The 23,398-nt window shown below is 52.8% G+C and carries 24 protein-coding genes and 1 riboswitch; of the genes, 11 read left to right on the top strand and 13 right to left on the bottom strand.

Going from position 1 to position 23,398, the window contains the following annotated elements; genetic code table 11:
• The first annotated feature begins 1 nt into the window (after position 1).
• Positions 2 to 268, top strand: a complete 267-nt coding sequence (minE, locus tag IB214_RS10315) for a cell division topological specificity factor MinE (protein WP_003833739.1) — start codon at positions 2 to 4, stop codon at positions 266 to 268.
• A gap of 134 nt (positions 269 to 402) precedes the next feature.
• Here the strand turns inward: minE and rnd are convergent, their stop codons facing one another.
• The 5 genes from rnd to IB214_RS10290 all read right to left on the bottom strand — a co-directional run bounded on the left by rnd (position 403) and on the right by IB214_RS10290 (position 6,846).
• The gene (gene rnd, locus IB214_RS10310; RefSeq protein WP_135953056.1) at positions 403 to 1,518 is read right to left on the bottom strand and encodes a ribonuclease D; all 1,116 of its coding nucleotides are present in this window, start codon (positions 1,516 to 1,518) and stop codon (positions 403 to 405) included.
• 83 nt (positions 1,519 to 1,601) lie between these two features.
• Positions 1,602 to 3,287 (bottom strand): long-chain-fatty-acid--CoA ligase FadD, encoded by a 1,686-nt coding sequence (gene fadD, locus IB214_RS10305; RefSeq protein WP_135953057.1) that lies wholly within the window; start codon positions 3,285 to 3,287, stop codon positions 1,602 to 1,604.
• A gap of 204 nt (positions 3,288 to 3,491) precedes the next feature.
• Positions 3,492 to 4,076, bottom strand: a complete 585-nt coding sequence (locus tag IB214_RS10300) for a Slp family lipoprotein (RefSeq protein ID WP_096756721.1) — start codon at positions 4,074 to 4,076, stop codon at positions 3,492 to 3,494.
• A gap of 105 nt (positions 4,077 to 4,181) precedes the next feature.
• Positions 4,182 to 4,877, bottom strand: coding sequence for a tRNA (adenosine(37)-N6)-threonylcarbamoyltransferase complex dimerization subunit type 1 TsaB (gene tsaB, locus IB214_RS10295; RefSeq protein WP_115258249.1), 696 nt, complete (start codon positions 4,875 to 4,877; stop codon positions 4,182 to 4,184).
• A 58-nt stretch (positions 4,878 to 4,935) separates the two neighbouring features.
• Positions 4,936 to 6,846: an ATP-dependent DNA helicase gene (locus tag IB214_RS10290; RefSeq protein WP_096756719.1), complete on the bottom strand. Its 1,911-nt coding sequence runs from the start codon at positions 6,844 to 6,846 to the stop codon at positions 4,936 to 4,938.
• Between the two features lie 142 nt (positions 6,847 to 6,988).
• Here IB214_RS10290 and IB214_RS10285 point away from each other — a divergent pair, with 142 nt between their 5' ends.
• Positions 6,989 to 7,333, top strand: a complete 345-nt coding sequence (locus IB214_RS10285; protein WP_096756718.1) for a RidA family protein — start codon at positions 6,989 to 6,991, stop codon at positions 7,331 to 7,333.
• A 6-nt stretch (positions 7,334 to 7,339) separates the two neighbouring features.
• Here IB214_RS10285 and IB214_RS10280 read toward each other — a convergent pair whose 3' ends face one another.
• On the bottom strand, positions 7,340 to 7,525 hold the full coding sequence (locus tag IB214_RS10280; protein WP_096756717.1) for a YoaH family protein: 186 nt from the start codon (positions 7,523 to 7,525) through the stop codon (positions 7,340 to 7,342).
• 80 nt (positions 7,526 to 7,605) lie between these two features.
• On the opposite strand from IB214_RS10280, the gene pabB reads away from it, so the two are divergent.
• The 4 genes from pabB (at position 7,606) to IB214_RS10260 (ending at position 12,832) form a co-directional block, all read left to right on the top strand.
• Positions 7,606 to 8,970 carry an aminodeoxychorismate synthase component 1 gene (gene pabB / locus IB214_RS10275; RefSeq protein ID WP_117342930.1) on the top strand — a complete coding sequence of 455 codons (1,365 nt, stop codon included), beginning with the start codon at positions 7,606 to 7,608 and terminating at the stop codon, positions 8,968 to 8,970.
• 3 nt (positions 8,971 to 8,973) lie between these two features.
• The gene (locus IB214_RS10270) at positions 8,974 to 9,552 is read left to right on the top strand and encodes a CoA pyrophosphatase (RefSeq protein ID WP_117342931.1); all 579 of its coding nucleotides are present in this window, start codon (positions 8,974 to 8,976) and stop codon (positions 9,550 to 9,552) included.
• A gap of 183 nt (positions 9,553 to 9,735) precedes the next feature.
• Positions 9,736 to 11,100, top strand: coding sequence for an L-serine ammonia-lyase (gene sdaA, locus IB214_RS10265; RefSeq protein ID WP_115258245.1), 1,365 nt, complete (start codon positions 9,736 to 9,738; stop codon positions 11,098 to 11,100).
• Positions 11,101 to 11,230: 130 nt separating this feature from the next.
• The gene (locus IB214_RS10260) at positions 11,231 to 12,832 is read left to right on the top strand and encodes an EAL domain-containing protein (RefSeq protein WP_188249374.1); all 1,602 of its coding nucleotides are present in this window, start codon (positions 11,231 to 11,233) and stop codon (positions 12,830 to 12,832) included.
• 6 nt (positions 12,833 to 12,838) lie between these two features.
• Here IB214_RS10260 and yoaE read toward each other — a convergent pair whose 3' ends face one another.
• Positions 12,839 to 14,398, bottom strand: coding sequence for a CNNM family cation transport protein YoaE (yoaE, locus tag IB214_RS10255; RefSeq protein ID WP_096756712.1), 1,560 nt, complete (start codon positions 14,396 to 14,398; stop codon positions 12,839 to 12,841).
• A gap of 459 nt (positions 14,399 to 14,857) precedes the next feature.
• Here yoaE and manX point away from each other — a divergent pair, with 459 nt between their 5' ends.
• From manX to mntP, 5 genes are all read left to right on the top strand, one after another.
• Complete coding sequence (gene manX / locus IB214_RS10250) at positions 14,858 to 15,820, top strand: PTS mannose transporter subunit IIAB (protein WP_096756710.1); 963 nt, start codon at positions 14,858 to 14,860, stop codon at positions 15,818 to 15,820.
• Positions 15,821 to 15,878: 58 nt separating this feature from the next.
• On the top strand, positions 15,879 to 16,679 hold the full coding sequence (locus tag IB214_RS10245) for a PTS mannose/fructose/sorbose transporter subunit IIC (protein WP_096756709.1): 801 nt from the start codon (positions 15,879 to 15,881) through the stop codon (positions 16,677 to 16,679).
• Positions 16,680 to 16,691: 12 nt separating this feature from the next.
• Positions 16,692 to 17,543 (top strand): PTS mannose transporter subunit IID, encoded by an 852-nt coding sequence (locus tag IB214_RS10240; protein ID WP_096756708.1) that lies wholly within the window; start codon positions 16,692 to 16,694, stop codon positions 17,541 to 17,543.
• Positions 17,544 to 17,604: 61 nt separating this feature from the next.
• The gene (locus tag IB214_RS10235) at positions 17,605 to 18,063 is read left to right on the top strand and encodes a DUF986 family protein (RefSeq protein ID WP_115258242.1); all 459 of its coding nucleotides are present in this window, start codon (positions 17,605 to 17,607) and stop codon (positions 18,061 to 18,063) included.
• 197 nt (positions 18,064 to 18,260) lie between these two features.
• A riboswitch (yybP-ykoY riboswitch) is annotated at positions 18,261 to 18,361 on the top strand.
• 116 nt (positions 18,362 to 18,477) lie between these two features.
• On the top strand, positions 18,478 to 19,044 hold the full coding sequence (mntP, locus tag IB214_RS10230) for a manganese efflux pump MntP (RefSeq protein ID WP_020996621.1): 567 nt from the start codon (positions 18,478 to 18,480) through the stop codon (positions 19,042 to 19,044).
• On the opposite strand, the gene rlmA is transcribed toward mntP, so the two are convergent.
• The 6 genes from rlmA to mgrB all read right to left on the bottom strand — a co-directional run bounded on the left by rlmA (position 19,041) and on the right by mgrB (position 23,383).
• Positions 19,041 to 19,850: a 23S rRNA (guanine(745)-N(1))-methyltransferase gene (gene rlmA, locus IB214_RS10225; protein WP_117342932.1), complete on the bottom strand. Its 810-nt coding sequence runs from the start codon at positions 19,848 to 19,850 to the stop codon at positions 19,041 to 19,043. The genes mntP and rlmA overlap by 4 nt on opposite strands.
• 63 nt (positions 19,851 to 19,913) lie before the next feature.
• Positions 19,914 to 21,659 (bottom strand): peptidoglycan glycosyltransferase FtsI, encoded by a 1,746-nt coding sequence (gene ftsI / locus IB214_RS10220; RefSeq protein ID WP_096756705.1) that lies wholly within the window; start codon positions 21,657 to 21,659, stop codon positions 19,914 to 19,916.
• Positions 21,660 to 21,878: 219 nt separating this feature from the next.
• A complete protein-coding gene (cspE, locus tag IB214_RS10215) occupies positions 21,879 to 22,088 on the bottom strand; it encodes a transcription antiterminator/RNA stability regulator CspE (protein WP_001062678.1) in 210 nt (69 codons plus the stop codon).
• A 12-nt stretch (positions 22,089 to 22,100) separates the two neighbouring features.
• Positions 22,101 to 22,244: a DUF2627 domain-containing protein gene (locus tag IB214_RS10210; RefSeq protein ID WP_003034983.1), complete on the bottom strand. Its 144-nt coding sequence runs from the start codon at positions 22,242 to 22,244 to the stop codon at positions 22,101 to 22,103.
• Between the two features lie 639 nt (positions 22,245 to 22,883).
• Complete coding sequence (locus IB214_RS10205; protein WP_117342933.1) at positions 22,884 to 23,165, bottom strand: YebO family protein; 282 nt, start codon at positions 23,163 to 23,165, stop codon at positions 22,884 to 22,886.
• A gap of 74 nt (positions 23,166 to 23,239) precedes the next feature.
• Positions 23,240 to 23,383 (bottom strand): PhoP/PhoQ regulator MgrB, encoded by a 144-nt coding sequence (gene mgrB, locus IB214_RS10200; RefSeq protein WP_115258239.1) that lies wholly within the window; start codon positions 23,381 to 23,383, stop codon positions 23,240 to 23,242.
• Positions 23,384 to 23,398 lie beyond the last annotated feature (15 nt).

Below are 23,398 nucleotides of genomic sequence, written 5' to 3'. Positions count from 1 at the left end.
TATGGCATTACTGGATTTTTTTCTCTCGCGGAAAAAGAGCACAGCAAACATCGCTAAAGAGCGACTGCAGATCATTGTTGCAGAACGTCGTCGTAGTGACGCCGAACCGCATTATTTACCGCAGTTGAGGAAAGATATTCTCGACGTTATCTGTAAGTATGTACAAATCGATCCAGAGATGGTCACGGTACAACTTGAACAAAAAGACGGCGATATTTCTATCCTCGAACTTAACGTGACATTACCAGAAGCAGAAGAGTCGAAATAAGCGCTTTGGTAAAAAAGTTGTGGTCGAAAAAAGGCAGAATATTCTGCCTTTTTTATTTTCAGTGACCCGTCCTGAATAGCGTTATTACCGAGTAAACAGTAGATAGGGTTCCAGAATAACCACCAGACACTCGCTTATTGTGGATATTCCAGCAACAGGGCGTTAAGTCGCTCGGCCATCAGCTCGCCACGCCAGCCGGAAATAAGCTCCGGCAAGGAAGACTTCGGCTTTAATTTCCAGTGCCAGTTAAGCAACTGATTTATCTGACGGCGGGAGGCCAGCAGCTCCACGCTGAGATTGTGTTCCGCGCTCACGTCAGCCACCAACGCCTTAATGGCTTTGAAGGCTTTACGGTAGCCCGGCATATCCATCAGGTTCAGCAGTGGTTCAGGCAACGATGCTTCCGGCAGGGCCTGCGCTTTTTCTACCAATGAAATCAGTGCCTTGCCATGGAAGCGAATTTCGCTCCCGGAAAGACCGAGGCTGTCCAGCTCACCCAGACTACCCGGCATATAGCGCGCCACTGACCACAGGTGCTCTTCGCGTACCACGAAATTCACCGCCAGATCGCGTTCACGCGCTTTACGCAGTCGCCAGTCAGCCAGCAGTTGCAGGCAGGCAAGCTGACGGGTACGCAGCTGCCAGGCGTTGGTAATGTCACGCCACGCGTCCTCAGGCGCCAGTACTTCCTGGCGACGCTGCTGCATTAAACGACACTCATCCAGCGCGGCCGGTAGCCAGCCAGAGGCATCGGTTTCAGCCATCAGTTTTGCGGTCATCGGTAATAAATACCAGACGTCCGCGGCAGCATACTCACACTGACGCTCAGTCAGCGGTCGGGCCAGCCAGTCCGTACGGGATTCGCTTTTGTCCAGCGCCACCCCCGTAAACTCTTCCACCATCGCGGCAAATCCCCACGACAGCGGGCGACCGCAAAACGCGGCCAGAATTTGCGTATCAATCAGCGGCTGCGGAAGTTCGCCAAAGGTGTTGAGAAACACTTCCAGGTCTTCACTTCCCGCGTGCAGGAATTTGGTTATCGTGGTGTCGCGTAAAATGTCGCGCAGCGGCGACCAGTCGGTGATCCCCAGCGGATCAATCAGAGCAACGTGTTTGCCGTCAAACAGCTGAATGAGTCCCAGCTGCGGATAATAGGTACGCGTGCGAACAAATTCAGTATCCAGGGCAATCGCCGGAAACTCACGAACGGCTTCGCACAGCGTGGCCAACGCGTCGTCCGTGGTAATCATTTGGTAATTCAAATCGTGCTCTCTCAGGTTTGCGCCAAAAAAACGCCGGATTAACCGGCGCTTTCTGATGACTGACTTAACGCTCAGTCTTTATTGTCCACTTTGCTACGGGCTTCGTCACGCAATTCTCGTCGCAAAATTTTGCCGACGTTAGATTTTGGTAACTCATCACGGAATTCCACCAGCTTCGGGACCTTGTAGCCGGTCAACTGACGGCGGCAGAACGTAATCAGCGCTTCATCGGTGAGTGACGCGTCTTTCTTCACGACAAAAATCTTCACCGCTTCACCGCTGCTGCCCGAGGGCACGCCCACCGCGGCTACTTCCTGAACGCCAGGATGTTGCATCACCACGTCTTCAATTTCGTTCGGATAAACGTTAAAACCGGAGACCAGGATCATATCTTTTTTGCGATCGACGATACGCAGGAAGCCTTCGTCGTCCATCACCGCAATATCCCCGGTGTGCAGCCAACCATCTTTAACAATTTCATCGGTCGCATCCGGGCGCTGCCAGTAACCCAGCATCACCTGCGGGCCTTTCACGCACAGTTCACCCGGCTCGCCCGGCGGGACTTCGTTATCGTCATCATCCACCAGCTTAACCTCAGTGGAGGGAACTGGCAGGCCAATACTGCCGCTGTGATAGTCGATATCATGCGGATTGACGCTCACCAGCGGCGAACACTCGGTCAGGCCATAGCCTTCCAGCAGATATTGGCCGGTCAGCTTCACCCAACGTTCTGCAACCGCCTGCTGGACGGGCATACCGCCCCCCGCAGAAAGATGCAGCGACGAGAAATCCAGTTGCTGGAAGTCTTTGTTATTCAACAATGCGTTGAACAGCGTATTGACGCCGGTCATGGCGGTAAACGGGTATTTCGCCAGCTCTTTTACCAGGCCCGGAATATCACGTGGGTTAGTGATCAGTACGTTTTGACCGCCAAGCTCAATAAACAGCAGGCAGTTCATCGTTAAAGCAAAAATGTGATACAGCGGTAGCGCGGTGATCACCAGCTCTTTACCCGGATGCAGCAACGGACCGTAAGTAGCATGGACCTGCTCGAGGTTCGCCAGCATATTGCGGTGGGTGAGCATTGCACCTTTTGCCACACCGGTTGTCCCCCCGGTGTATTGCAGGAAGGCCAGATCTTCAGAGACCACTTCAGGCTTCACATACTGCATGCGATACCCGTTTTGTAACGCACTGCGAAACGAGATGGCATCAGGCAGGTGATATTTCGGTACCAGCCGCTTAATGTACTTCACAACAAAGTTAACCAGCGTTCCTTTGGCGGTTGAGAGCTGATCGCCCATTCGCGTCAGGATCACGTGCTGAACCGATGTTTTATCGACCACTTTCTCCAGCGTGTGGGCAAAGTTGGACACGATCACAATCGCTGCCGCACCGCTATCATTAAGCTGATGCTCCAGTTCACGCGGTGTGTACAATGGGTTCACGTTTACCACAATCATGCCGGCACGCAGAATGCCAAACAGCGCCACCGGATACTGCAGCAGGTTCGGCATCATCAGTGCGACACGATCGCCCTTTTTCAGCCCCAGCCCTTCTTGCAAATATGCCGCAAATGCGCGGCTACGTTCTTCGAGTTTGCGGAAGGTCATCACCTCCCCCATATTCACAAACGCGGGCTGATCGGCATAGCGCCTGACTGAATGTTCAAACAGTTCCACCAGGGATTGATAACGGTCAGGATTGATCTCCGCGGGAACACCTGCGGGATAACGGTTAAGCCAAACCTTTTTCAATACATCACCTCTAAAATGCGTATTCGTCGTCATCACAACCCCAGACAATAAACAAACTGTTAACATAATATTAACTCAGCGTACCAGTTTGTTTATTACACAACGACAAGGTTGCGAAGCACGTCACTATTTATTTTTCTTATAGCCACATAAATGCAGAAACAGCGGACGCGCCGCTGCTTCTTTTATACATAAATCAAAGAGTTATTCTGTAACTATCGTCTGAACCTGTGCCGGACCTGGATTGTACCATCCCCATCCGCCGTAGCCGCCGTATGGCCAGCCACGCGCACCGTAGAACCAGGGATCGATGGGCTGCGGAGGCATCACGATCTGCTGAGTAATATGCCAGCGTTTATAACCGGTTACCTGCATCAGCATGAACTTATACGGCGTACTGCCAATTTTACCGTCCACCGTGCCGCTAATAGGCCCTACGACGGTGACCAGTTGTCCGCGGAAATCCACCGGATCGAGAAAGCCATTAACATCGGCATAAATACGCCCGCGTGAAGCTTCACCCAGAATCGGACGCGCGCCGCTGTCGAGAGGCACGGTGGCAATTTCCAGTCGGGATTTCCCCTGCTGATTCTGAATGTCCACCACTTTGCCGCCAAAGCGTGCTTCCTGTCCGACATACAGTTGCGGCGCATTCATGACCCGTACCAGATCCTGCTGTGGCGTTGGGCTTGAACCTTTAATCGCATCAGGAATGGTAACGCAACCGCTTAGCATGAACGCCAATGCGCCCGTCAACACGCCTTTTAATACCCATTTTTGAACCGCCATGTTGCGACTCCCTTATCTCAGCGCCTGTCCCCGGTGAGTTTCAAACTGCTGCGCATTCATCGCGTTGAGCCCGTTTGAAAGCATCGGGGGATGTACTACTAAGATTCATTCTTTTCCGGGAAGTTTCTTCCACGCCACGGTGTTACGTAAATAAACCGGTTCAGCATGTTCAACCGCTACCGTCTTTCCAGAGGCGAACAGTTGGGTGGCGAGAGGCAACATATCTTCAGCAGCCGGAAGCAAAACGTCGCCATCGCGCAGCATCAGGCCACTGTCTTTACCGAGTTCAGGCCATGCAGGCCAGCCCGTGCCGACCGTTACCCAATCACCGGAAAGCTGCAGCAGTCGCTCATGAACCTGTTCCGGAGTTAATACCGCTTCGGTGTCTTCGCCGTGCCAGATACCGTTCTCATCACGCTGGTATTCGGCCCAGTAGACTTCACCCATGCGCGCATCAATTGCAGCCAGCACGCGCGTTGCGCCATTTTTGCGCCAGGCCCCCTGCGCCATAGTTGCCAGCGTGGACACGCCGATCATTGGCAAGTTCGCCCCTAACGCCAACCCCTGAGCAATACCAATACCAATACGCACGCCGGTGAAACTACCGGGACCTCGGCCAAACGCCAGAGCGTCGATATCCGTTAATGTGACATTGCCAGCAGTCAGGATATCCTGAACCAGCGGCAGGATGCGTTGGGTATGCTCTCGAGGGCAAAGCTCGAAATGAGATGTGATATTACCGTCATTCCACAGGGCGACAGAGCACGCCTCTGTGGCGGTATCGATAGCCAGAATTCGCATGGGTCTTCGTGATCAGATCAATAAATTTGGCGCGTATCTTAGCACAGTCTGTAACAAATTACTCAGTCGTTGGTATGGCAAGAAAGCGAACCGCGCGGGCAATGTCACGCGTGCGGGGTGCCGGTGGCAGGCTGGCCAGGAATGTCGCACCGTAAGGTCGCATGACCAGCCGGTTATCACAAATCACCAGGACGCCGCGATCGTCAGCGTCACGAATCAAGCGCCCCACCCCCTGCTTAAGCGTGATCACGGCATCCGGGAGCTGGACTTCGTCAAACGGGTCGCCGCCGCGCAGCCGACAGTCTTCCATACGCGCTTTTAACAGCGGATCGTCCGGCGAGGTAAACGGCAGCTTGTCGATAATAACCAGCGACAGCGTATCACCTCGTACGTCCACACCTTCCCAGAAGCTGCTGGTCGCCACCAGCAGGGCATTGCCCGCGCTGACAAACTGCTGCAATAGCTGCCCTTTGCTGGTCTCCCCCTGCAGCAGGACCGGGAGCGTCATGGTGGCACGAAACTGTTCCGCCAGGTCGCGCATCATTGCGTGCGAGGTACACAGCATAAAGCAGCGCCCATTGTTAGCTTCAATAATGGGGCGCAGCATGGCGGCCAGCTGACGCGCCGCCCCCGGCTGGTTAGTTTGCGGAAGATTGCGCGGCACGCACAGCAGCGCCTGTCGCGTGTAGTCAAAGGGGCTCGGCAACAACATTGATTCAGCCTGTTCAATGCCCAGTCGCGCGGTAAAGTGGCGAAGATCGTCGTTGACCGACAGCGTAGCGGAAGTAAAAATCCAGCAGCCCGGCTTTTGGTCCATCACCTCTTTGAATTTATCCGCTACGGTGAGTGGCGTCAGCGCCAGCGTAAAATGCCGTGAAGTGCATTCATACCAGTAGCTGAATCCCGGTTGGTTGATCTCCTTCAGGCGTTTCAAGCGGGCGCGATACAGCGTGGCGCGCTCGAATGCGGCATCCAGCAGCGCTGAACGTCCGAGCGACAGCTTCGCTACGTCGTAGCACAGTTCCAGCGTGTCATCGAGCAGCAAAAATGCCCGCTGGACGCGCTGATCGGCCAGCAATTCACGCAGGTTACCGCGATAGCCCGGCTCGCCCAGTTGCAGGCGGAAATCCTGCGCGCTTTGCGCCAGACGGTCAGCGCACTTTTGTAGTTGCTGGGTATCTTTTAGCTCGGTGCGATAGGCAATGGTAATGTCTTTGGCCAGATCGAGCAGTTGGCGGCTGGAAAGCGACTGACCAAAATACTGGCTGGCGATATCCGGTAGCTGATGGGCTTCATCGAAGATCATCACGTCTGCCTCCGGGATCAGCTCCCCGAACCCGCTCTCTTTCACCACCATATCAGCGAGAAACAGGTGATGGTTAACTACCACCACATCGGCATCCATGGCTTTTTTACGCGCTTTAACGACAAAACAGTCTTTATACAGTGGGCAGTCGCTGCCCAGACAGTTGTCGTTGGTACTGGTCACCAGCGGCCATGCGTGCGAGTCTTCCGCCACGCTGACGCAGGTGCTGATATCGCCATCAACGGTTTGATTCGACCACGAGCGCAGCAGGATCACATCGCTTAAGGTTTGCACCGGCAGGTCACCGCCCGCCAGCGCCTGTTGTTCAAGGCGTTCCAGACACAGGTAGTTAGAGCGCCCTTTCAGCAACGCCAGTTTGCCGGTAAATTTCAGCGCTTTTGCCACGGTAGGGAGATCGCGGCTGTAGAGTTGATCCTGCAGCGCTTTCGATCCGGTAGAAATGATCACTTTCTTACCGGCGCGCAGTGCAGGCGCAAGGTAGGCGTAAGTTTTCCCGGTCCCGGTCCCGGCTTCGACGACAAGCGGCTGTGATTTTTCAATGGCATGCGAGACGGCGACGGCCATCTGTCGCTGTGGTTCACGCGGTTTAAAACCCGGTATCGCTTTAGCCAATTGACCGTCTGCTGCAAAATCGTCCGTCACACTACCCCCTGTTCATTTGAACAGGGATTATGTCAGGCCAGCGGGTCTTTCGCCAGTTGAAGAGGTGACGAGGGCACAACATTATGGCAGTCTTGTCGCCAGCAGAAACCGATTAAATAAAAACGTAAATGAGGAATAATTTATGACTATCGTGCGCATTGATGCCGAGGATCGTTGGTCAGACGTGGTGATTCACAACAACACGTTGTATTACACCGGCGTACCGGAAAACCTGGATGCTGACGCGTTTGAACAAACGGCCAACACGCTGGCACAAATTGATGCGGTGCTGGAAAAACAGGGCAGCAACAAGTCACGTATTCTTGACGCGACCATTTTCCTGACGGACAAAAGCGACTTCGCCGCCATGAACAAAGCCTGGGACGCGTGGGTCGTTGCCGGTCACGCGCCCGTGCGTTGTACCGTGCAGGCCGGGTTGATGAACCCGAAATACAAAGTCGAGATCAAGATTATCGCCGCGGTGTAACGGGCGTTACTCGTCTTCGTCCTCGTCTTCAAAACGCGCCACGATCCGTTCGCCGGTATGAGTGGCGCGAATTTCAGCCGCGACCTGAGTGATCGCTTCGCCGCTGCTCATCCCCTGTGACATCAGTTCGTGAATACGCTCGACTGCTTTTTGCTGCTGTTCATGACTGAGTGAAGGTAAACCTGCAAACATTGTTAACTCCTGCTAAATTGTCTGCGCTAATTATCCCATGCTACCGGGCAGTAAGCCAGTAAAGTAGTAACGAGTCAGGACTGATGAAAACGTTATCTCCCGCAGTAATTACATTACCCTGGCGTCAGGACGCCGCTGAACGCTATTTCTCGACCTTAAGCCATCTGCCGTGGGCGATGCTGTTACATTCGGGGCACGCCGACCACCCGCATAATCGCTTTGATATTCTGGTCGCCGATCCTGTGATGACGCTGGTCACGCGAGATGCAGACACCGCAGTGCATGACAAAGACGGAATCACGCACACGCCTGATGACCCGATGACGGTGTTACGCTCGGCGCTAACTTCACTGGCAATACGGCCCGATTATAATCCCGTTCTTCCCTTCCAGGGAGGGGCGCTGGGCCTGTTTGGCTACGATTTGGGCCGACGCTTCGAAGCGCTGCCAAATGTCGCTGAACGTGATATCACCCTGCCGGATATGGCGGTTGGCATTTACGATTGGGCACTGATTGTCGACCACCAGCGGCAAACCGTGTCGCTGCTCAGCCACGGTGATGTGCAGGCCCGCCGCCACTGGCTGGAAAGCCAGCGCGCGCCAACACGTGAGCCTTTTATGCTAACGTCAGCGTGGCAATCCAATATGAGCCGCGCGCAGTACGGCAAAAAGTTTCGCCAGGTACAGCGCTATCTTCACAGCGGGGACTGCTATCAGGTCAACCTTGCCCAGCGTTTTCAGGCGCAGTATCAGGGGGATGAGTGGCTCGCCTTTGAGCGACTCAACCAGGCCAACCGCGCCCCGTTCAGTGCATTTATCCGCCTTGAGGAAGGCGCAATCCTCAGCCTGTCGCCAGAGCGGTTTATTCAGTTGGAAAATCGGCAGATCCAGACGCGCCCCATCAAGGGCACCCTGCCGCGACTGGACTCACCAGATGCCGATCGTCAGCAGGCGCAAAGACTGGCAAACTCACCTAAAGATCGTGCTGAAAACCTGATGATCGTGGATCTGATGCGTAACGACATTGGTCGCGTTGCCGTGCCGGGTTCAGTCAAGGTTCCCGAACTGTTTGTTGTCGAGCCCTTCCCTGCCGTGCACCATCTGGTCAGCACCATTACGGCGCGTTTGCCGGAATCGCTGCACGCCACGGATCTGCTGCGCGCCGCCTTCCCTGGTGGTTCCATTACCGGCGCGCCAAAGGTGCGGGCGATGGAAATTATTGACGAACTGGAACCGCACAGACGTAACGCCTGGTGCGGCAGCGTCGGCTATCTGAGCTTTTGCGGCAATATGGATACCAGTATTACCATCCGCACCCTGACGGCCACCGACGGACAGCTTTACTGTTCGGCTGGCGGTGGAGTTGTTGCGGACAGTCAGGAAGACGCGGAATATCAGGAAACGTTTGATAAAGTGAACCGTATTTTGCACCAACTGGAGAACTGAACCGTGGAAAACAGCAGCCTGACGCTTGATGACTTTTTATCGCGCTTTCTTCTCCTGCGCCCGCAGGTCAATCATGAAGCGTTAAACCAGCGCCAGGCCGCCGTGCTGATCCCGGTCGTTCGCCGCCCACAGCCGGGATTGCTGTTAACCCAACGCTCGGTGCATTTGCGTAAACACGCCGGACAGGTTGCCTTCCCGGGCGGAGCTGTAGACAGCAGCGACGCGTCGCTGGTTGCCGCCGCGCTACGAGAAGCCGAGGAGGAAGTGGCCATTCCCCCTTCGTGCGTTGAGGTGATTGGCGTCCTGCCGCCGGTGGATAGCGTCACCGGTTTTCAGGTCACGCCAGTGGTGGGTATTATCCCACCTAATCTGCCCTATCGTGCAAGCGAAGATGAAGTCTCTGCAGTATTCGAAATGCCGCTGGCGCAGGCGTTGCATCTGGGTCGTTATCACCCCTTAGATATCTACCGTCGGGGTGACTCGCATCGCGTCTGGCTTTCCTGGTATGAGCATTATTTCGTCTGGGGAATGACCGCCGGGATAATTCGTGAGCTGGCGCTGCAAATTGGCGTGAAGCCCTGACTATACTTATCTTTACGCACCGCAGACACAACCTGAAACGCCGGTCACAACATTAGTAAAACCGCGGTTATCTATTAGTTTAATTCATGTGAATAGTTAAGCCGATCGCCGCGTTCCCTCTTACACTATGCGCAGTTATAACATCGTTACTGGAAAGCCCAGTCGCCCTGTAGGAGTATTATCGTGATTAGTCTATTCGACATGTTTAAGGTGGGGATCGGTCCCTCATCTTCCCATACCGTAGGACCTATGAAGGCGGGTAAACAGTTCGTCGATGACCTGGTCGAAAAAGGATTACTGGACAGCGTTACTCGTGTTGCCGTCGACGTGTATGGTTCACTGTCGCTCACGGGTAAAGGTCACCACACCGATATCGCCATTATTATGGGTCTGGCAGGCTATGAGCCTGCGACCGTGGACATCGACAGCATTCCCGGATTTATTCGCGATGTAGAAACGCGTGGACGCCTGCTGCTTGCGCAGGGCCAACACGAAGTCGACTTCCCGCAAAACGACGGCATGCGTTTTCGCAACAGCAACCTGTCGCTGCATGAAAACGGTATGCAAATTCATGCCTACAACGGTGACACCGTTGTTTACAGCAAAACATATTATTCCATTGGCGGTGGTTTCATCGTTGATGAAGAACACTTTGGTCAGGACGCGGCGAATGAGGTCAGCGTACCTTATCCGTTCAAATCTGCCGCTGAAATGCTGGAGTACTGCAACAGCACCGGTCTGTCGCTCTCTGGCATGGTGATGCAGAACGAACTTGCGCTGCACAGCAAAAAAGAAATTGAAGAGTATTTTGGTAACGTCTGGCAAACCATGCAGGCCTGTATCGATCGTGGGATGAACACCGAAGGCATTCTGCCGGGGCCGCTGCGCGTGCCTCGTCGTGCCTCTGCCCTGCGTCGTATGCTGGTCTCCAGCGACAAACTCTCCAACGATCCGATGAACGTGATCGACTGGGTGAACATGTTTGCGCTGGCCGTAAACGAAGAGAACGCCGCGGGTGGTCGCGTTGTGACAGCGCCGACCAACGGTGCTTGCGGCATCGTGCCTGCGGTTCTGGCTTATTACGATCACTTCATTGAGCCCGTCAGCCCGGATATCTATACCCGCTATTTCCTGGCGGCCGGTGCAATTGGCGCGCTGTACAAAATGAATGCCTCTATCTCTGGCGCAGAAGTGGGCTGCCAGGGCGAAGTCGGTGTGGCATGTTCTATGGCCGCAGCAGGTCTGGCAGAGTTACTGGGTGCGAGCCCGGAGCAGGTATGTGTGGCTGCCGAAATCGGTATGGAACACAACCTCGGCTTAACCTGCGATCCGGTTGCCGGACAGGTCCAGGTGCCGTGCATTGAGCGTAACGCCATTGCTTCCGTGAAGGCGATCAACGCGGCACGTATGGCAATGCGTCGTACCAGCGCCCCGCGCGTCTCACTGGATAAAGTCATCGAGACCATGTACGAAACCGGCAAGGACATGAACGCCAAATACCGCGAAACCTCCCGCGGCGGCCTGGCGATCAAAGTTCAGTGTGACTAATACTTAATTTTCGCCCATCTGCGACGGATGGGCGAATTTGCTTCCCCTCCCTCGTCTACGGTAATTTTCCCCACTACACTTGCTCTGTTGCTGTTGGCTTCTGTGACCAACGGCTTATCGGGCGGCCCGCATGCAAACAGCACAACGGATCATCAAAAATTATCGCCGTAATCGCTTAATCGTCTGCACAGTTTGTGCACTACTGACGCTCATTCTTACATTATCTGTCCGATTTATTTCGGAGCGTAATTTAAATCATCACTCCACCGTCACGTTCGCTAACCATGCTGTAGAAGAGCTGGATGATATCCTGCTGCCGTTGCGGACCGGACGCTATGTGCTGTTGCCGTTAATTGGCCTGCCCTGCTCGGTGGCGCGTTTAGCCCTGAGCAAGCACGCCGCCAGACTGCAAACCGTGCGCTCTATTAACCTGGTTCAGGGTGGCATCCTCTATTGTTCGAGTATATTTGGCTATCGCAATGTGCCCATCAAGCAGCTGCAACCTGAATTGCCCAGCCGCGAACCGCAGCTACTGTTATCCACCGATCATTCGCTCATTAAGGGCAGTCCTATTCTGACGCAATGGTATCCGTCGTCTGCCAATGGCGAAGATGGGGTGTTGGAGATCGTCAATATTGAATTATTGTCGGGCATGCTGCTTGAACCACAGCCTCCGCAAATTACACATGCCAGTTTAACCATCGGTAAGCGGCATCTGCTGTACGGACAAGGCGTCGTCGACAAGCTACCGGAGAGTGACGGCGAACAACGCTACCAACTTTCATCACAACATTTCCCCTTTGCCATCAGCGTCAGCGGACCAGGAGCCAGCGAACTGGCGTTAAGACACCTGCCCACCCAGTTACCGTTAGCGGTCATGCTCAGCTTATTAGTGGGGTATCTGGCCTGGCTGGCGACCGCTAACAGAATGAGTTTTTCCTGGGAGATTAATCTGGCCCTCGCCGAGCGGGAGTTTGAGCTATTTTGCCAGCCACTACTGAACGCCAGCACCCAGCAGTGTACGGGCGTTGAAATTCTCTTACGCTGGAATAACCCACGTCAGGGCTGGATTTCACCTGAAGTGTTCATCCCTATCGCGGAAGAGCACAATCTGATTGTCCCCCTGACTCGTCACGTCATCGCAGAAACCATTCAGCAACGGCACGTTTTCCCAATGAGCAGCCAGTTTCATATTGGTATCAACGTCGCCGCCAGCCATTTTCGTGACGGTATGTTGTTAAAAGACCTTAATCAGTACTGGTTCAGTCAGCATCCCATCCAGCAACTGGTGATTGAACTGACCGAGCGCGATGCGCTGCTGGATGTCGATTATCGACTGGTGCATGAACTTCATCGACTGGGGGTAAAACTGGCCATTGACGATTTCGGTACCGGCAACAGCTCGCTCTCGTGGCTGGAAAAGTTGCGCCCGGATGTACTGAAGATTGATAAATCCTTTACCTCTGCGATCGGGACTGATGCCGTCAATTCGACCGTTACTGACATCATCATCGCACTGGGGAAAAAACTGAATATTGAACTGGTAGCTGAAGGGGTTGAAACGCAGGCGCAGGCCCAGCATTTACGGCGACATGGCGTGAATGTATTGCAGGGATTTCTCTATGCCAAGCCGATGCCGCTGCGCGATTTTCCTCAATGGCTGGCGGGCAGTAGTACACCACCACCCGCCCGGCATAACGGGCATATCATGCCTGCTATGCCGTTTCGGTAGGTCAAATTATTCGTCTTCGTGGTGAGCGGATTGCTCTTTAACAATACGAACGAGATCCACACGATAGTCGTTCGCTTCGACAATGGTGATGCTTAGCGGTGCAACCTCAATCACATCGCCAACACGCGGAATGTGACCGTTAGCCGCGATAACCAGCCCCGCCACCGTCGCAATGTCTTCGTCTTCGTCCACCAGCGTATCAACGTCAAGCGCCTGCTGCAGAGCGTGCAGATCGGTGCCGCCTTTAACCAGCCAGCCACCCGCATCGGCGATGATTTCCGGTGTTTCATCAGCATCCGGGAACTCACCGGCAATGGCTTCCAGAACATCCAGCGGGGTCACCAGACCCTGAACAACGCCAAATTCGTTGGTAACGATAACGAAGCTGCCCCGGGCACGACGCAATACGCCCAACAGATTAATCGGATCCAGCGTTTCTGGGACCACGATGGCCGGTGACGCTGAGGCAATTGCTGCCACATCTACGCCGTCTTCGAGGGCCACTAACAGTTCTTTTGCCCGCACGATACCGATAATTTCGTCCAGTTCACCACGACACACCGGGAACAGGCTGTGTGGGGAAGAGAGCAGCTGTTCACGAATTTCTGCCACGCTCAGATCTGCATCCACCCAGCTGATTTCGCCACGCGGCGTCATAATGCCGCGCAAAGAACGTGAGGCCAGCGACAGCACGCCGTTGATCATATAGCGTTCTTCTTCAACAAATGCCCCTTCCGGAACGGGTACCGGCACCGGGTTGTCAGACTCCATCTGCACACCGGCCTGACGTTTACCGCCCATCAGGCGCACAATGGCCTCGGCGGTACGTGCACGCAGCGGCAGCGTCGACTGGTGGCGAATAAAGTTACGACGAGCAATCTGGTTAAACAGTTCGATAATAATCGAGAAGCCGATCGCAGCGTACAGATAACCTTTCGGAATGTGGAAGCCAAACCCTTCGGCTACCAGGCTCAAACCGATCATCAACAAGAAGCTCAGACACAGCACCACGACCGTCGGATGTTGGTTCACGAATCGCGTCAACGGCTTGGACGCCAGCAGCATTACCGCCATCGCAATCACCACCGCCGCCATCATTACCGGCAGGTGGTTCACCATACCGACGGCTGTAATCACCGCATCCAGGGAGAAGACCGCATCGAGGATCACAATCTGCGTCACGACAACCCAAAAGCTCGCATAGCCTTTTGACTGGCCGGTATCATGCTCACGGTTTTCCAGCCGCTCATGCAGTTCGGTGGTAGCCTTGAACAACAGGAAGATACCTCCCAGCAGCATAATCAGGTCACGCCCCGAGAACGAATAGTCCATCACCGTGAATAGCGGTTTCGTCAGCGTCACCATCCACGAGATCACGGACAGCAGTGCCAGACGCATAATCAGCGCCAGCGACAACCCGATCAGACGCGCTTTATCCCGCTGTTTAGGCGGCAGCTTATCGGCCAGAATCGCAATAAAGACCAGGTTATCAATACCCAGAACAATTTCGAGAACAACAAGCGTGAGCAAACCCACCCAAATCTGCGGGTCCATTAAGAATTCCATGACAAGCTCCTGCTCAAAGAATGGCTAAACTGCGCCCTGGACATCTCAGGCGTTGAAGCAATATGCAGATAAAGTGTGTGGCAAAAAGTGCCAAACTGACAGGCGCTAAGCGGCCTCGAGGTGAAATGACGTCGGTGACGATCCATACGGTGGGCTACTGCCCTATACTCCTGATTAATTAAATATATGCTAAACATAACAGACACAACCGGTTTTTAGCAAAGATTTACCTTCCTTTGCAATAAGTTGTGTCGGAGATATTTTACTCTTCGAAATTTCTTTTAATCGGAAGTTAAATTACGGATCTTCATCACATAAATTATTTTTTTCGATATCTAAAATAATTCACGAAAATCATAGGTTTTCATTGTAACCCTTATCTGAATCGATTCGCTTGCGGACGACGATTCAAAATACATCTCGTTGTCGATGTGTTAACGATAATAAAGGAGGTAGCAAGTGACCATTGCTATTGTAATAGGCACACATGGTTGGGCTGCAGAGCAGTTACTTAAAACAGCAGAAATGCTGTTAGGCGAGCAGGAAAACGTCGGCTGGATCGATTTCGTTCCAGGCGAAAATGCTGAAACGCTGATCGAAAAGTACAACGCTCAGTTGGCAAAACTCGATACCAGTAAAGGCGTGCTATTTCTCGTTGATACATGGGGAGGCAGCCCGTTCAACGCTGCGAGCCGCATTGTCGTCGACAAAGAGCATTACGAAGTGATCGCTGGCGTGAACATTCCCATGCTGGTCGAAACCTTTATGGCGCGTGATGACAACCCAAGCTTTGATGAATTAGTCGCACTGGCAGTAGAAACCGGTAGCGAAGGCGTGAAAGCGCTGAAAGCAAAACCGGTAGAAAAAGCCGCTCCGGCCCCAGTTGCTGCAGCAAAAGCAGCGGCACCGGCTAAACCGATGGGTCCGAACGATTATATGCACATCGGCCTCGCACGCATCGATGACCGCTTAATCCACGGTCAGGTAGCCACCCGCTGGACCAAAGAAACCAACGTCACGCGCATTATCGTCGTCAGCGATGAAGTTGCCGCAGATACGGTGCGTAAAACGCTGTTGACGCAGGTTGCGCCTCCAGGCGTAACGGCGCACGTGGTGGATGTCGCGAAAATGATCCGCGTCTACAACAACCCGAAATATGCAGGCGATCGTGTGATGCTGCTGTTCACCAACCCGACCGATGTTGAACGTGTCGTGGAAGGTGGCGTAAAAATCACCTCGGTAAACATTGGTGGCATGGCTTTCCGTCAGGGTAAAACGCAGGTTAACAACGCGATTTCCGTTGATGAAAAAGACATCGAAGCCTTCAAGAAACTCAACGCACGCGGCATTGAACTCGAAGCCCGTAAGGTTTCTACCGATCAGAAACTGAAAATGATGGATTTGATTGCCAAAGCGAAATAACCCGCTGGCATTTACTTAGTTTTCACACTTAAGTCTGTATAGCAATAGGAGAAGTACAATGGAGATTACCACTCTTCAGATTGTGCTGGTGTTCATCGTCGCATGTATCGCGGGTATGGAGTCGGTACTCGATGAATTTCAGTTCCACCGTCCGTTGGTGGCCTGTACGCTGATTGGCGCCGTTCTCGGGGACATGAAAACCGGTATTATCATCGGTGGTACCCTGGAAATGATCGCGCTGGGTTGGATGAACATCGGTGCCGCCGTTGCACCAGATGCCGCACTGGCCTCAATTATTTCTACCGTTCTGGTTATCGCAGGTCACCAAAGCATCGGTGCCGGTATCGCGCTGGCTATCCCGCTGGCAGCAGCTGGCCAGGTTCTGACTATCATCGTTCGTACCATCACCGTCGCCTTCCAGCACGCTGCGGATAAGGCGGCTGAGAGCGGCAACTTGACGGCGCTCTCCTGGCTGCATGTGTCATCGCTGTTCCTGCAGGCAATGCGTATCGCGATCCCTGCGGTTATCGTGGCGATTTCTGTCGGCACCAGTGAAGTCCAGGGCCTGCTCAACGCCATCCCTGAAGTGGTCACCGGCGGCCTGAACATCGCGGGTGGTATGATCGTCGTCGTGGGTTATGCGATGGTCATCAATATGATGCGCGCAGGCTACCTGATGCCGTTCTTCTACCTCGGTTTCGTCACCGCGGCATTTACCAACTTTAACCTGGTTGCACTGGGTGTGATTGGCGCAGTTATGGCCATCCTCTACATTCAGCTGAGCCCGAAATATAACCGCGTAGCGGGTGCGCCAGCGCAAGCTGCTGGCAACAATGACCTTGATAACGAACTGGACTAGCAGGTGAGCGAAATGGTTGATATGACTAAAACTACCACCGAGAAAAAACTCACTCCGAGTGACATTCGTGGCGTGTTCCTTCGTTCTAACCTGTTCCAGGGTTCATGGAACTTCGAACGTATGCAGGCGCTGGGTTTTTGCTTCTCCATGATACCGGCAATTCGCCGTTTGTACCCGGAGAACAACGACGCGCGTAAGCAGGCTATTAAGCGTCACCTGGAATTCTTTAACACCCATCCTTATGTTGCGGCACCGGTTCTTGGCGTAACGCTGGCAATGGAAGAACAGCGTGCTAACGGCGCAGAGATTGACGATGGTGCCATCAACGGTATCAAAGTCGGTCTGATGGGTCCGCTGGCAGGCGTAGGTGACCCGATCTTCTGGGGTACCGTGCGTCCGGTATTTGCCGCCCTCGGTGCGGGTATCGCGATGAGTGGCAGCCTGCTAGGCCCACTGTTGTTCTTCATCTTGTTCAACGCGGTACGTCTGGCAACACGCTACTACGGTGTGGCCTACGGTTATCGTAAAGGTGTCGATATCGTTAAAGATATGGGCGGCGGCTTCCTACAGAAACTGACTGAGGGGGCGTCAATCCTCGGCCTGTTTGTCATGGGGGCCCTGGTGAATAAGTGGACGCACGTGAACATCCCGCTGGTGGTTTCCACCATCACCGGTCAGGATGGTCAGACTCGCGTAACCACCGTGCAGACCATCCTTGACCAGCTGATGCCGGGCTTGGTACCGCTGCTGCTGACCTTCGCCTGTATGTGGCTGCTGCGTAAGAAAGTGAACGCTCTGTGGATTATCGTTGGCTTCTTCGTCATCGGTATCGCGGGTTACGCTGTCGGCCTGCTCGGCCTGTAAGACTGCTATACCATACCGGGGGCTCTGCTCCCGGTTTTTCTATTTAGAGGGTTAAGGATTCATGACTATCACGGACCTGGTGCTGGTTCTTTTTATCCTGTCGCTGCTGGCGTTTGCCATCTACGATCAGTTCATCATGCCCCGCCGTAATGGCCCTACTCTGCTTGCTGTTCCCCTGCTGCCCCGTAGTCGTGTCGATAGCGTTATCTTCATTGGATTGATCGCGATTCTCATCTACAACAACGTCACCAGCCATGGGGCGCAATTCACTACCTGGTTATTGTGTGCGCTGATATTGATGGGAATATATTTGTTCTGGATCCGCACGCCAAAAATCATCTTTAAACAGAAAGGGTTTTTCTTCGCCAATGTTTGGGTGGAATATAGCCGGATTAAAGAGATGAATTTATCGGAAGATGGCGTACTGGTGATGCAATTAGAACATCGGCGATTGTTGATCCGCGTACGAAATATAGACGACCTCGAGAGAATATATAAACTTCTCATATCAAATCAATGATATAGAAACATAGCCTGTACTATGTTATTTGTATATTGACGTAAAACAAACATAGCACAGGCTATATTCACGTTCTCTTTTTGTTATTTGATTTAACGCATTACCGACAATTAAATCTAAATGAAAATCGTTTTCAATTAGAAGTCAAATAATATCCCCCCGTTTCTTGTTTTATATTCTCAAAATATGTTAAGGTTGCGCCCGTCATTGGGGAGTAGCCGATTTCCAGACTCCGGAAATGTACGTGTCAACATACTCGTCGCAAGGCGTGGCGCGTACGGACTGTAAACATACAGTCAGGCGAGACCATAGACACATCAACTGCAATGCATGTCTCCTGAACTGCGTGTTTGGGCGTGCATGGTTACTGGGGGCAGTGATGTGTTTAATGGATACCCCGGTCAGGACGCTGTTATGAATCTCACCGCTACTGTTCTTCTCGCTTTCGGCATGTCGATGGATGCATTCGCCGCATCAATTGGTAAAGGTGCTACGCTACACAAACCTAAATTCTCTGAAGCTCTGCGCACTGGCTTAATTTTCGGCGCTGTCGAAACGCTGACCCCGCTGATTGGTTGGGGTATGGGCATGCTGGCGAGTAAATTCGTACTCGAGTGGAACCACTGGATTGCCTTCATCCTGCTGATTTTTCTCGGTGGACGAATGATAATCGAAGGTTTCCGTGATAACGGTGATGAAGATGAAGAGCCGCAGCGTCGCCACGGTTTCTGGCTGTTGGTGACCACCGCCATTGCCACCAGCCTCGATGCGATGGCCGTCGGCGTCGGTCTGGCTTTCCTGCAGGTGAACATTATTGCCACCGCGCTGGCTATCGGCTGCGCCACGCTAATTATGTCCACGCTGGGGATGATGATCGGCCGTTTTATCGGCCCCATGCTGGGTAAACGTGCTGAAATTCTCGGCGGGGTGGTGCTAATTGGTATCGGTGCCCAGATCCTCTGGGCACATTTCCACGGTTAATTCACACGCTGCCAGATATGAATATTAAAGTCTGTCTGGCAGTCAAATGTCGTTTTCCCCGCCAGCGTTTCCCAGACTTCCGGTTTTGCCCGCCAGGCAAAAGGCGTCATTTGCAGCAATGCCACAGCCTCGCTACCGCTAAGCTGCATCTGATAGCCCAACGCGATACTCTGCTGCAGAGCAAAGCCTTCCAGCTGTTCCGTGTGTGGCGCATGCAAACGCACCTCATCGTAAATCAGCCCTTTCAGCTCCATTAAATGGCGCGGGCCCGGCGTGGCCGTGATCACCCACCCACCCGGCTTCACCACGCGCGCCAGCTCCTGAGCTTTACAGGGGGCGTAGATCCTGACAATGGCATCCATTGAAGCATCAGCAAAAGGCAGCCGATGACTTGACGCAACACAAAATGTCACCTGCGGATAACGCCTTGCTGCGGCCTTGATCGCCACCTTCGAGACATCCAGACCAAAGGTCACACTTCCTGCCAGCGCATCGGCAAACACGTGCGTGTAATACCCTTCCCCACAGCCGATATCGAGAATCGCCGCGTCACCTGGCGTTAACGTTTCCTGGAGAACATTCACAATCGCCTCACGCAGCGGCTGATAGTGGCCGGCATCGAGAAATTCCCGACGTGCCTGCATCATTTCCGCACTGTCACCTGGATCGCGTGAGCGTTTGTGTTGAACAGGCAGTAAGTTGACATACCCTTCTTTCGCCACATCAAACTGATGCCGCCCAGGGCAGGCAAAACTGTTGTTATCTTGAGTAAGAGGCTGATGGCAAAGGGGACAGGAAAACAACATGACAACTCCGGCAGATGGCTTCAGGGCGCAAGTGTAACGCGAATTGCGCCCAGGGAAAATAACTTACAGCGCCGGAGAGACGTCGTTATTACCGTGCATTACCAGCAAGTGTTCCGAGTCAGCGGGCATGCCATCCGGTTTAACGTTTTCCAGACGCAGCACATCCCCCATTATCTGACTAAAGACGGGGGCCGATACGGCACCACCGTAATACGCCCCATTTTGCGGGTTGTTGATAACCACCACCAGCGCAAACTTCGGATCGCTTGCCGGAGCCACGCCCGCCGTGTATGCCACGTATTTATCGACATATTTGCCGTCATCGCCAATTTTCTTTGCCGTCCCGGTTTTTACCGCCACGCGATAATCTCGTACCGCAGCCTTTGTTCCCCCACCGCCGGGCAGCGCGACGCTTTCCATCATATGCTCAACCTGATGAACTAACGCCTCAGACATGACGCGTCGGCCTATTACCGGCGGATCGATACGGGTGATGGACAGCGGTCGATAGATGCCAAAACTGCCAATGGTGGCGTAAACGTGCGCCAACTGTAGCGGCGTGACCATTAATCCGTAGCCGAAGGCAAAGGTTGCGCGATCCAAACTGCTCCAGTAACGTCTCTGAGGCATTAAGCCGCTGCTTTCGCCAGTCAACCCTAGACCTGTCGGTTCGCCAAAACCAAAGCTCTTGTAGGTGTCCAACAATCGCTGAATGGGCATAGCTAATGATAAATGTGACACGCCGGTATCGCTCGATTTTTGCAAAATACCCGTCAGCGACAACTCAGGATAATAGCCAACATCGCGAATACGGTGCCCGTCAAGATTAAAGGGGTGGGTATCAATCACACTGTCGGGCTGTACAATTCCCTGTTGCAGGGCAGTCATAAGCACCAACGGCTTAACGGTAGATCCTGGCTCAAAGGTATCGCTGATCGCGCGGTTACGAAAATCGTCCAGCACCGCACCGTCGCGGTTATTGGGGTTGAAATCCGGGAAACTCGCCATCGACAATATTTCCCCAGTGGCGATGTTGATCAGTACCGCCGCCCCTGACTCGGCTTTATTCCACGTCACGGCATTGTCCAGCGCATCCTCGGTGACCGTCTGCAAGCGTTCATCGATGCTGAGCTGCAACTCATGTGCGGGTACCGGCATCACTTCCGTGATGTTCTCAATCACATGACCAAATTTGTCTTTACGCACCAACCGCGAGCCGGGTTTGCCCATCAACTGGCTATTGAAACTTTTCTCTACCCCTTCAATACCCTGGCCATCAATATTGGTGAAGCCAATCAAATTCGCGGCAACGTGACCGGCGGGATAGAAACGACGGGACTCTTCGCGAAGATTAATCCCCGGAAGATTCAGATTATCAACCCACTGCGCCTGTTGGGGTGAAATCTGGCGCGCCAGGTAGATAAACCGTCCGGCGGGGTTACTATTAACGCGTTCCGCCAGTGCACTAAGCGACAAATTCAACGTTTTTGCCAACGCTTGCCAGCGCTCGTTATACCCGACACCACCTTTGCTAATAATCGTCTTAGGATCGGCCCAGACAGCATTAACCGGTACGCTCACCGCCAACGGTCGCCCTTCTCTGTCGGTAATCATTCCACGCGGTGATGCCGTCGTTACTTCACGTAATGAGCGCATGTCCTCCTGCTTCACCAGACTGGTCGGCGTGACGATTTGCAACCACGCAACCCTGCCAAGGAGCAGCCCCAGACTCAATAAAATTGCCGCGCAAAGCAGGGCAAAACGTACGGGAGTAAAATTGCGTGCATCGCCGTCGTTTTTCTTTTTCACCTGTTCTCCAGCAAGATAGTTTTTCAGGTGACTGATTTAACGAGAATTAGCGACAGAAAGCGGGGAAAAGAATGCTACGAATATCACGCCTTTGCAACAAAGCGCTAATGGGACGGCATTTTGAAATACTTTGACGTAATCTGAATTAAAAAGCCCCGCAAATGCGAGGCTTTATATCTGAAATTGCTGCGCCTGAGCGCTTCAAATCAGTGGTTTCGATCAGATAGCTGTTACGTTAACAGCAGCCGGACCTTTCTGGCCGTCCTGAATTTCGAACTCAACGTTCTGGCCTTCAGCCAGAGTTTTGAAGCCGTTACCCTGGATTGCAGAGAAGTGTACGAACACATCTTTGCTGCCATCAGCAGGAGTAATGAAACCAAAACCTTTAGACTCGTTGAACCACTTAACTTGACCTTTAATCTTTGCCATTTGCAAAATTCCTTAGAGTATTTTCTTCGCCCGCAGGCATAACATAGATAAAACTGAGACATTACTGCTTGAGGCACTAATATAAGGTTCGGCAGAGAAGCGGTATTCAACGTCAACGTGTTTACTCAGGACTTCTTTACTGAAAATGCCACACATAAACAGAACTGTACCTCGTTTAACCCAAAACGTGTTATCACATACAACGATAATAATGGCAAGCCATTTTTAAACGTGTCTCGATCGGTCGCACAAATCCCGAAGTTCATCTCACGACAACTGCACAGTTATGCGCCAGACCGAGTCTGGATATATTCTCACCGCTCCCGCCCTGCCCCGGCTGGCATACGCAGCAGCCGCGACATGTCTACCATAGCTCACCTTGTGAGGTTGTTCCAGACTCACTGATGCACCGTGTGCTGAATATCATTTTTTATGCTTAGTAATGCATAATTTGTCACAACGGTAAAAATGAGATCCGTCTTCTGGTTTTGCAGAAAAATAATGAAAGAATGATGACAAAGCACAAAAAAAGTAAGAGAAACGTTTCGCTGATAATAAAAACGATCACTATCACAAAAATGGCATAATCATATTATTAACGTATGGGTAATTATATTTAACACCACGTACAGGCACAGAATTAATCGGCCAACATGAATTGATGGAAGAACGTTATCGACAGTTCACCGCGCGAACCGCGTGGAGGTCGCAGAAGAAAATGATATGACAGGGTTAACGACAGGATGGAATATCTGAGAACAGCGTCATCAGACGCCCACCCTGTCTTTCAGTTGACTAACGTTCTGCTACCAGGCGAATGATACTTTCATCTTCATCCTGGTTTTTCACTGCAGGTTCTGCGGCTTTTTCAGGTTCGTTAGCTTCACAAAGACGACGAAGCAATGCGTTCTGTCGTTTTTGTTGATCTAACAACGCTTCAAGTAACTCGATCTGCTCATTAGTTCGTGAGCTTGCCCGATTGATGAAGAACCACAGCACAAGCCCGATAACCAGAACCACCACCGATACCACTAAAGACGCAAAACTTAGCGCGCCAGAGTTCAAAACTTCGTTCATTTTACCACCTCAATGTAGACAGCGTAGTTTACCACTGCCGCACAAGAAGGTAATCAACTGTTGCTAAAATGCGCTTACCAGGGAATAAATTTATTGATGGCACAAATTCCGTTGAAAAATTGTACGTCCTGATCGCACATGATGTTGAACACCTGCGCCCACATCAGTATGCATACCAGTACGACAATGATCAGCACCACCCACCGAATTTTTTTCACTCCAACTCCACTCTC

The organism is Citrobacter sp. C1 (assembly GCF_014596895.2).
GTDB classification, from domain to species: Bacteria; Pseudomonadota; Gammaproteobacteria; order Enterobacterales; family Enterobacteriaceae; genus Citrobacter; species Citrobacter gillenii.
Note: the sequence above shows the minus strand (reverse complement) of the source record. Positions and strands in the feature narration are given on the sequence as shown.

Excerpts from the sequence above, each read along its gene's own strand:
- minE (WP_003833739.1), top strand. The coding sequence starts at position 2 with ATGGCATTACTGGATTTTTTTCTCTCGCGGAAAAAGAGCACAGCAAAC.
- rnd (WP_135953056.1), bottom strand. The coding sequence starts at position 1,518 with ATGATTACCACGGACGACGCGTTGGCCACGCTGTGCGAAGCCGTTCGT.
- IB214_RS10300 (WP_096756721.1), bottom strand. The coding sequence starts at position 4,076 with ATGGCGGTTCAAAAATGGGTATTAAAAGGCGTGTTGACGGGCGCATTG.
- tsaB (WP_115258249.1), bottom strand. The coding sequence starts at position 4,877 with ATGCGAATTCTGGCTATCGATACCGCCACAGAGGCGTGCTCTGTCGCC.
- IB214_RS10285 (WP_096756718.1), top strand. The coding sequence starts at position 6,989 with ATGACTATCGTGCGCATTGATGCCGAGGATCGTTGGTCAGACGTGGTG.
- IB214_RS10280 (WP_096756717.1), bottom strand. The coding sequence starts at position 7,525 with ATGTTTGCAGGTTTACCTTCACTCAGTCATGAACAGCAGCAAAAAGCA.
- IB214_RS10260 (WP_188249374.1), top strand. The coding sequence starts at position 11,231 with ATGCAAACAGCACAACGGATCATCAAAAATTATCGCCGTAATCGCTTA.
- yoaE (WP_096756712.1), bottom strand. The coding sequence starts at position 14,398 with ATGGAATTCTTAATGGACCCGCAGATTTGGGTGGGTTTGCTCACGCTT.
- IB214_RS10245 (WP_096756709.1), top strand. The coding sequence starts at position 15,879 with ATGGAGATTACCACTCTTCAGATTGTGCTGGTGTTCATCGTCGCATGT.
- IB214_RS10240 (WP_096756708.1), top strand. The coding sequence starts at position 16,692 with ATGGTTGATATGACTAAAACTACCACCGAGAAAAAACTCACTCCGAGT.
- IB214_RS10235 (WP_115258242.1), top strand. The coding sequence starts at position 17,605 with ATGACTATCACGGACCTGGTGCTGGTTCTTTTTATCCTGTCGCTGCTG.
- mntP (WP_020996621.1), top strand. The coding sequence starts at position 18,478 with ATGAATCTCACCGCTACTGTTCTTCTCGCTTTCGGCATGTCGATGGAT.
- rlmA (WP_117342932.1), bottom strand. The coding sequence starts at position 19,850 with ATGTTGTTTTCCTGTCCCCTTTGCCATCAGCCTCTTACTCAAGATAAC.
- cspE (WP_001062678.1), bottom strand. The coding sequence starts at position 22,088 with ATGGCAAAGATTAAAGGTCAAGTTAAGTGGTTCAACGAGTCTAAAGGT.
- IB214_RS10210 (WP_003034983.1), bottom strand. The coding sequence starts at position 22,244 with ATGTGTGGCATTTTCAGTAAAGAAGTCCTGAGTAAACACGTTGACGTT.
- IB214_RS10205 (WP_117342933.1), bottom strand. The coding sequence starts at position 23,165 with ATGAACGAAGTTTTGAACTCTGGCGCGCTAAGTTTTGCGTCTTTAGTG.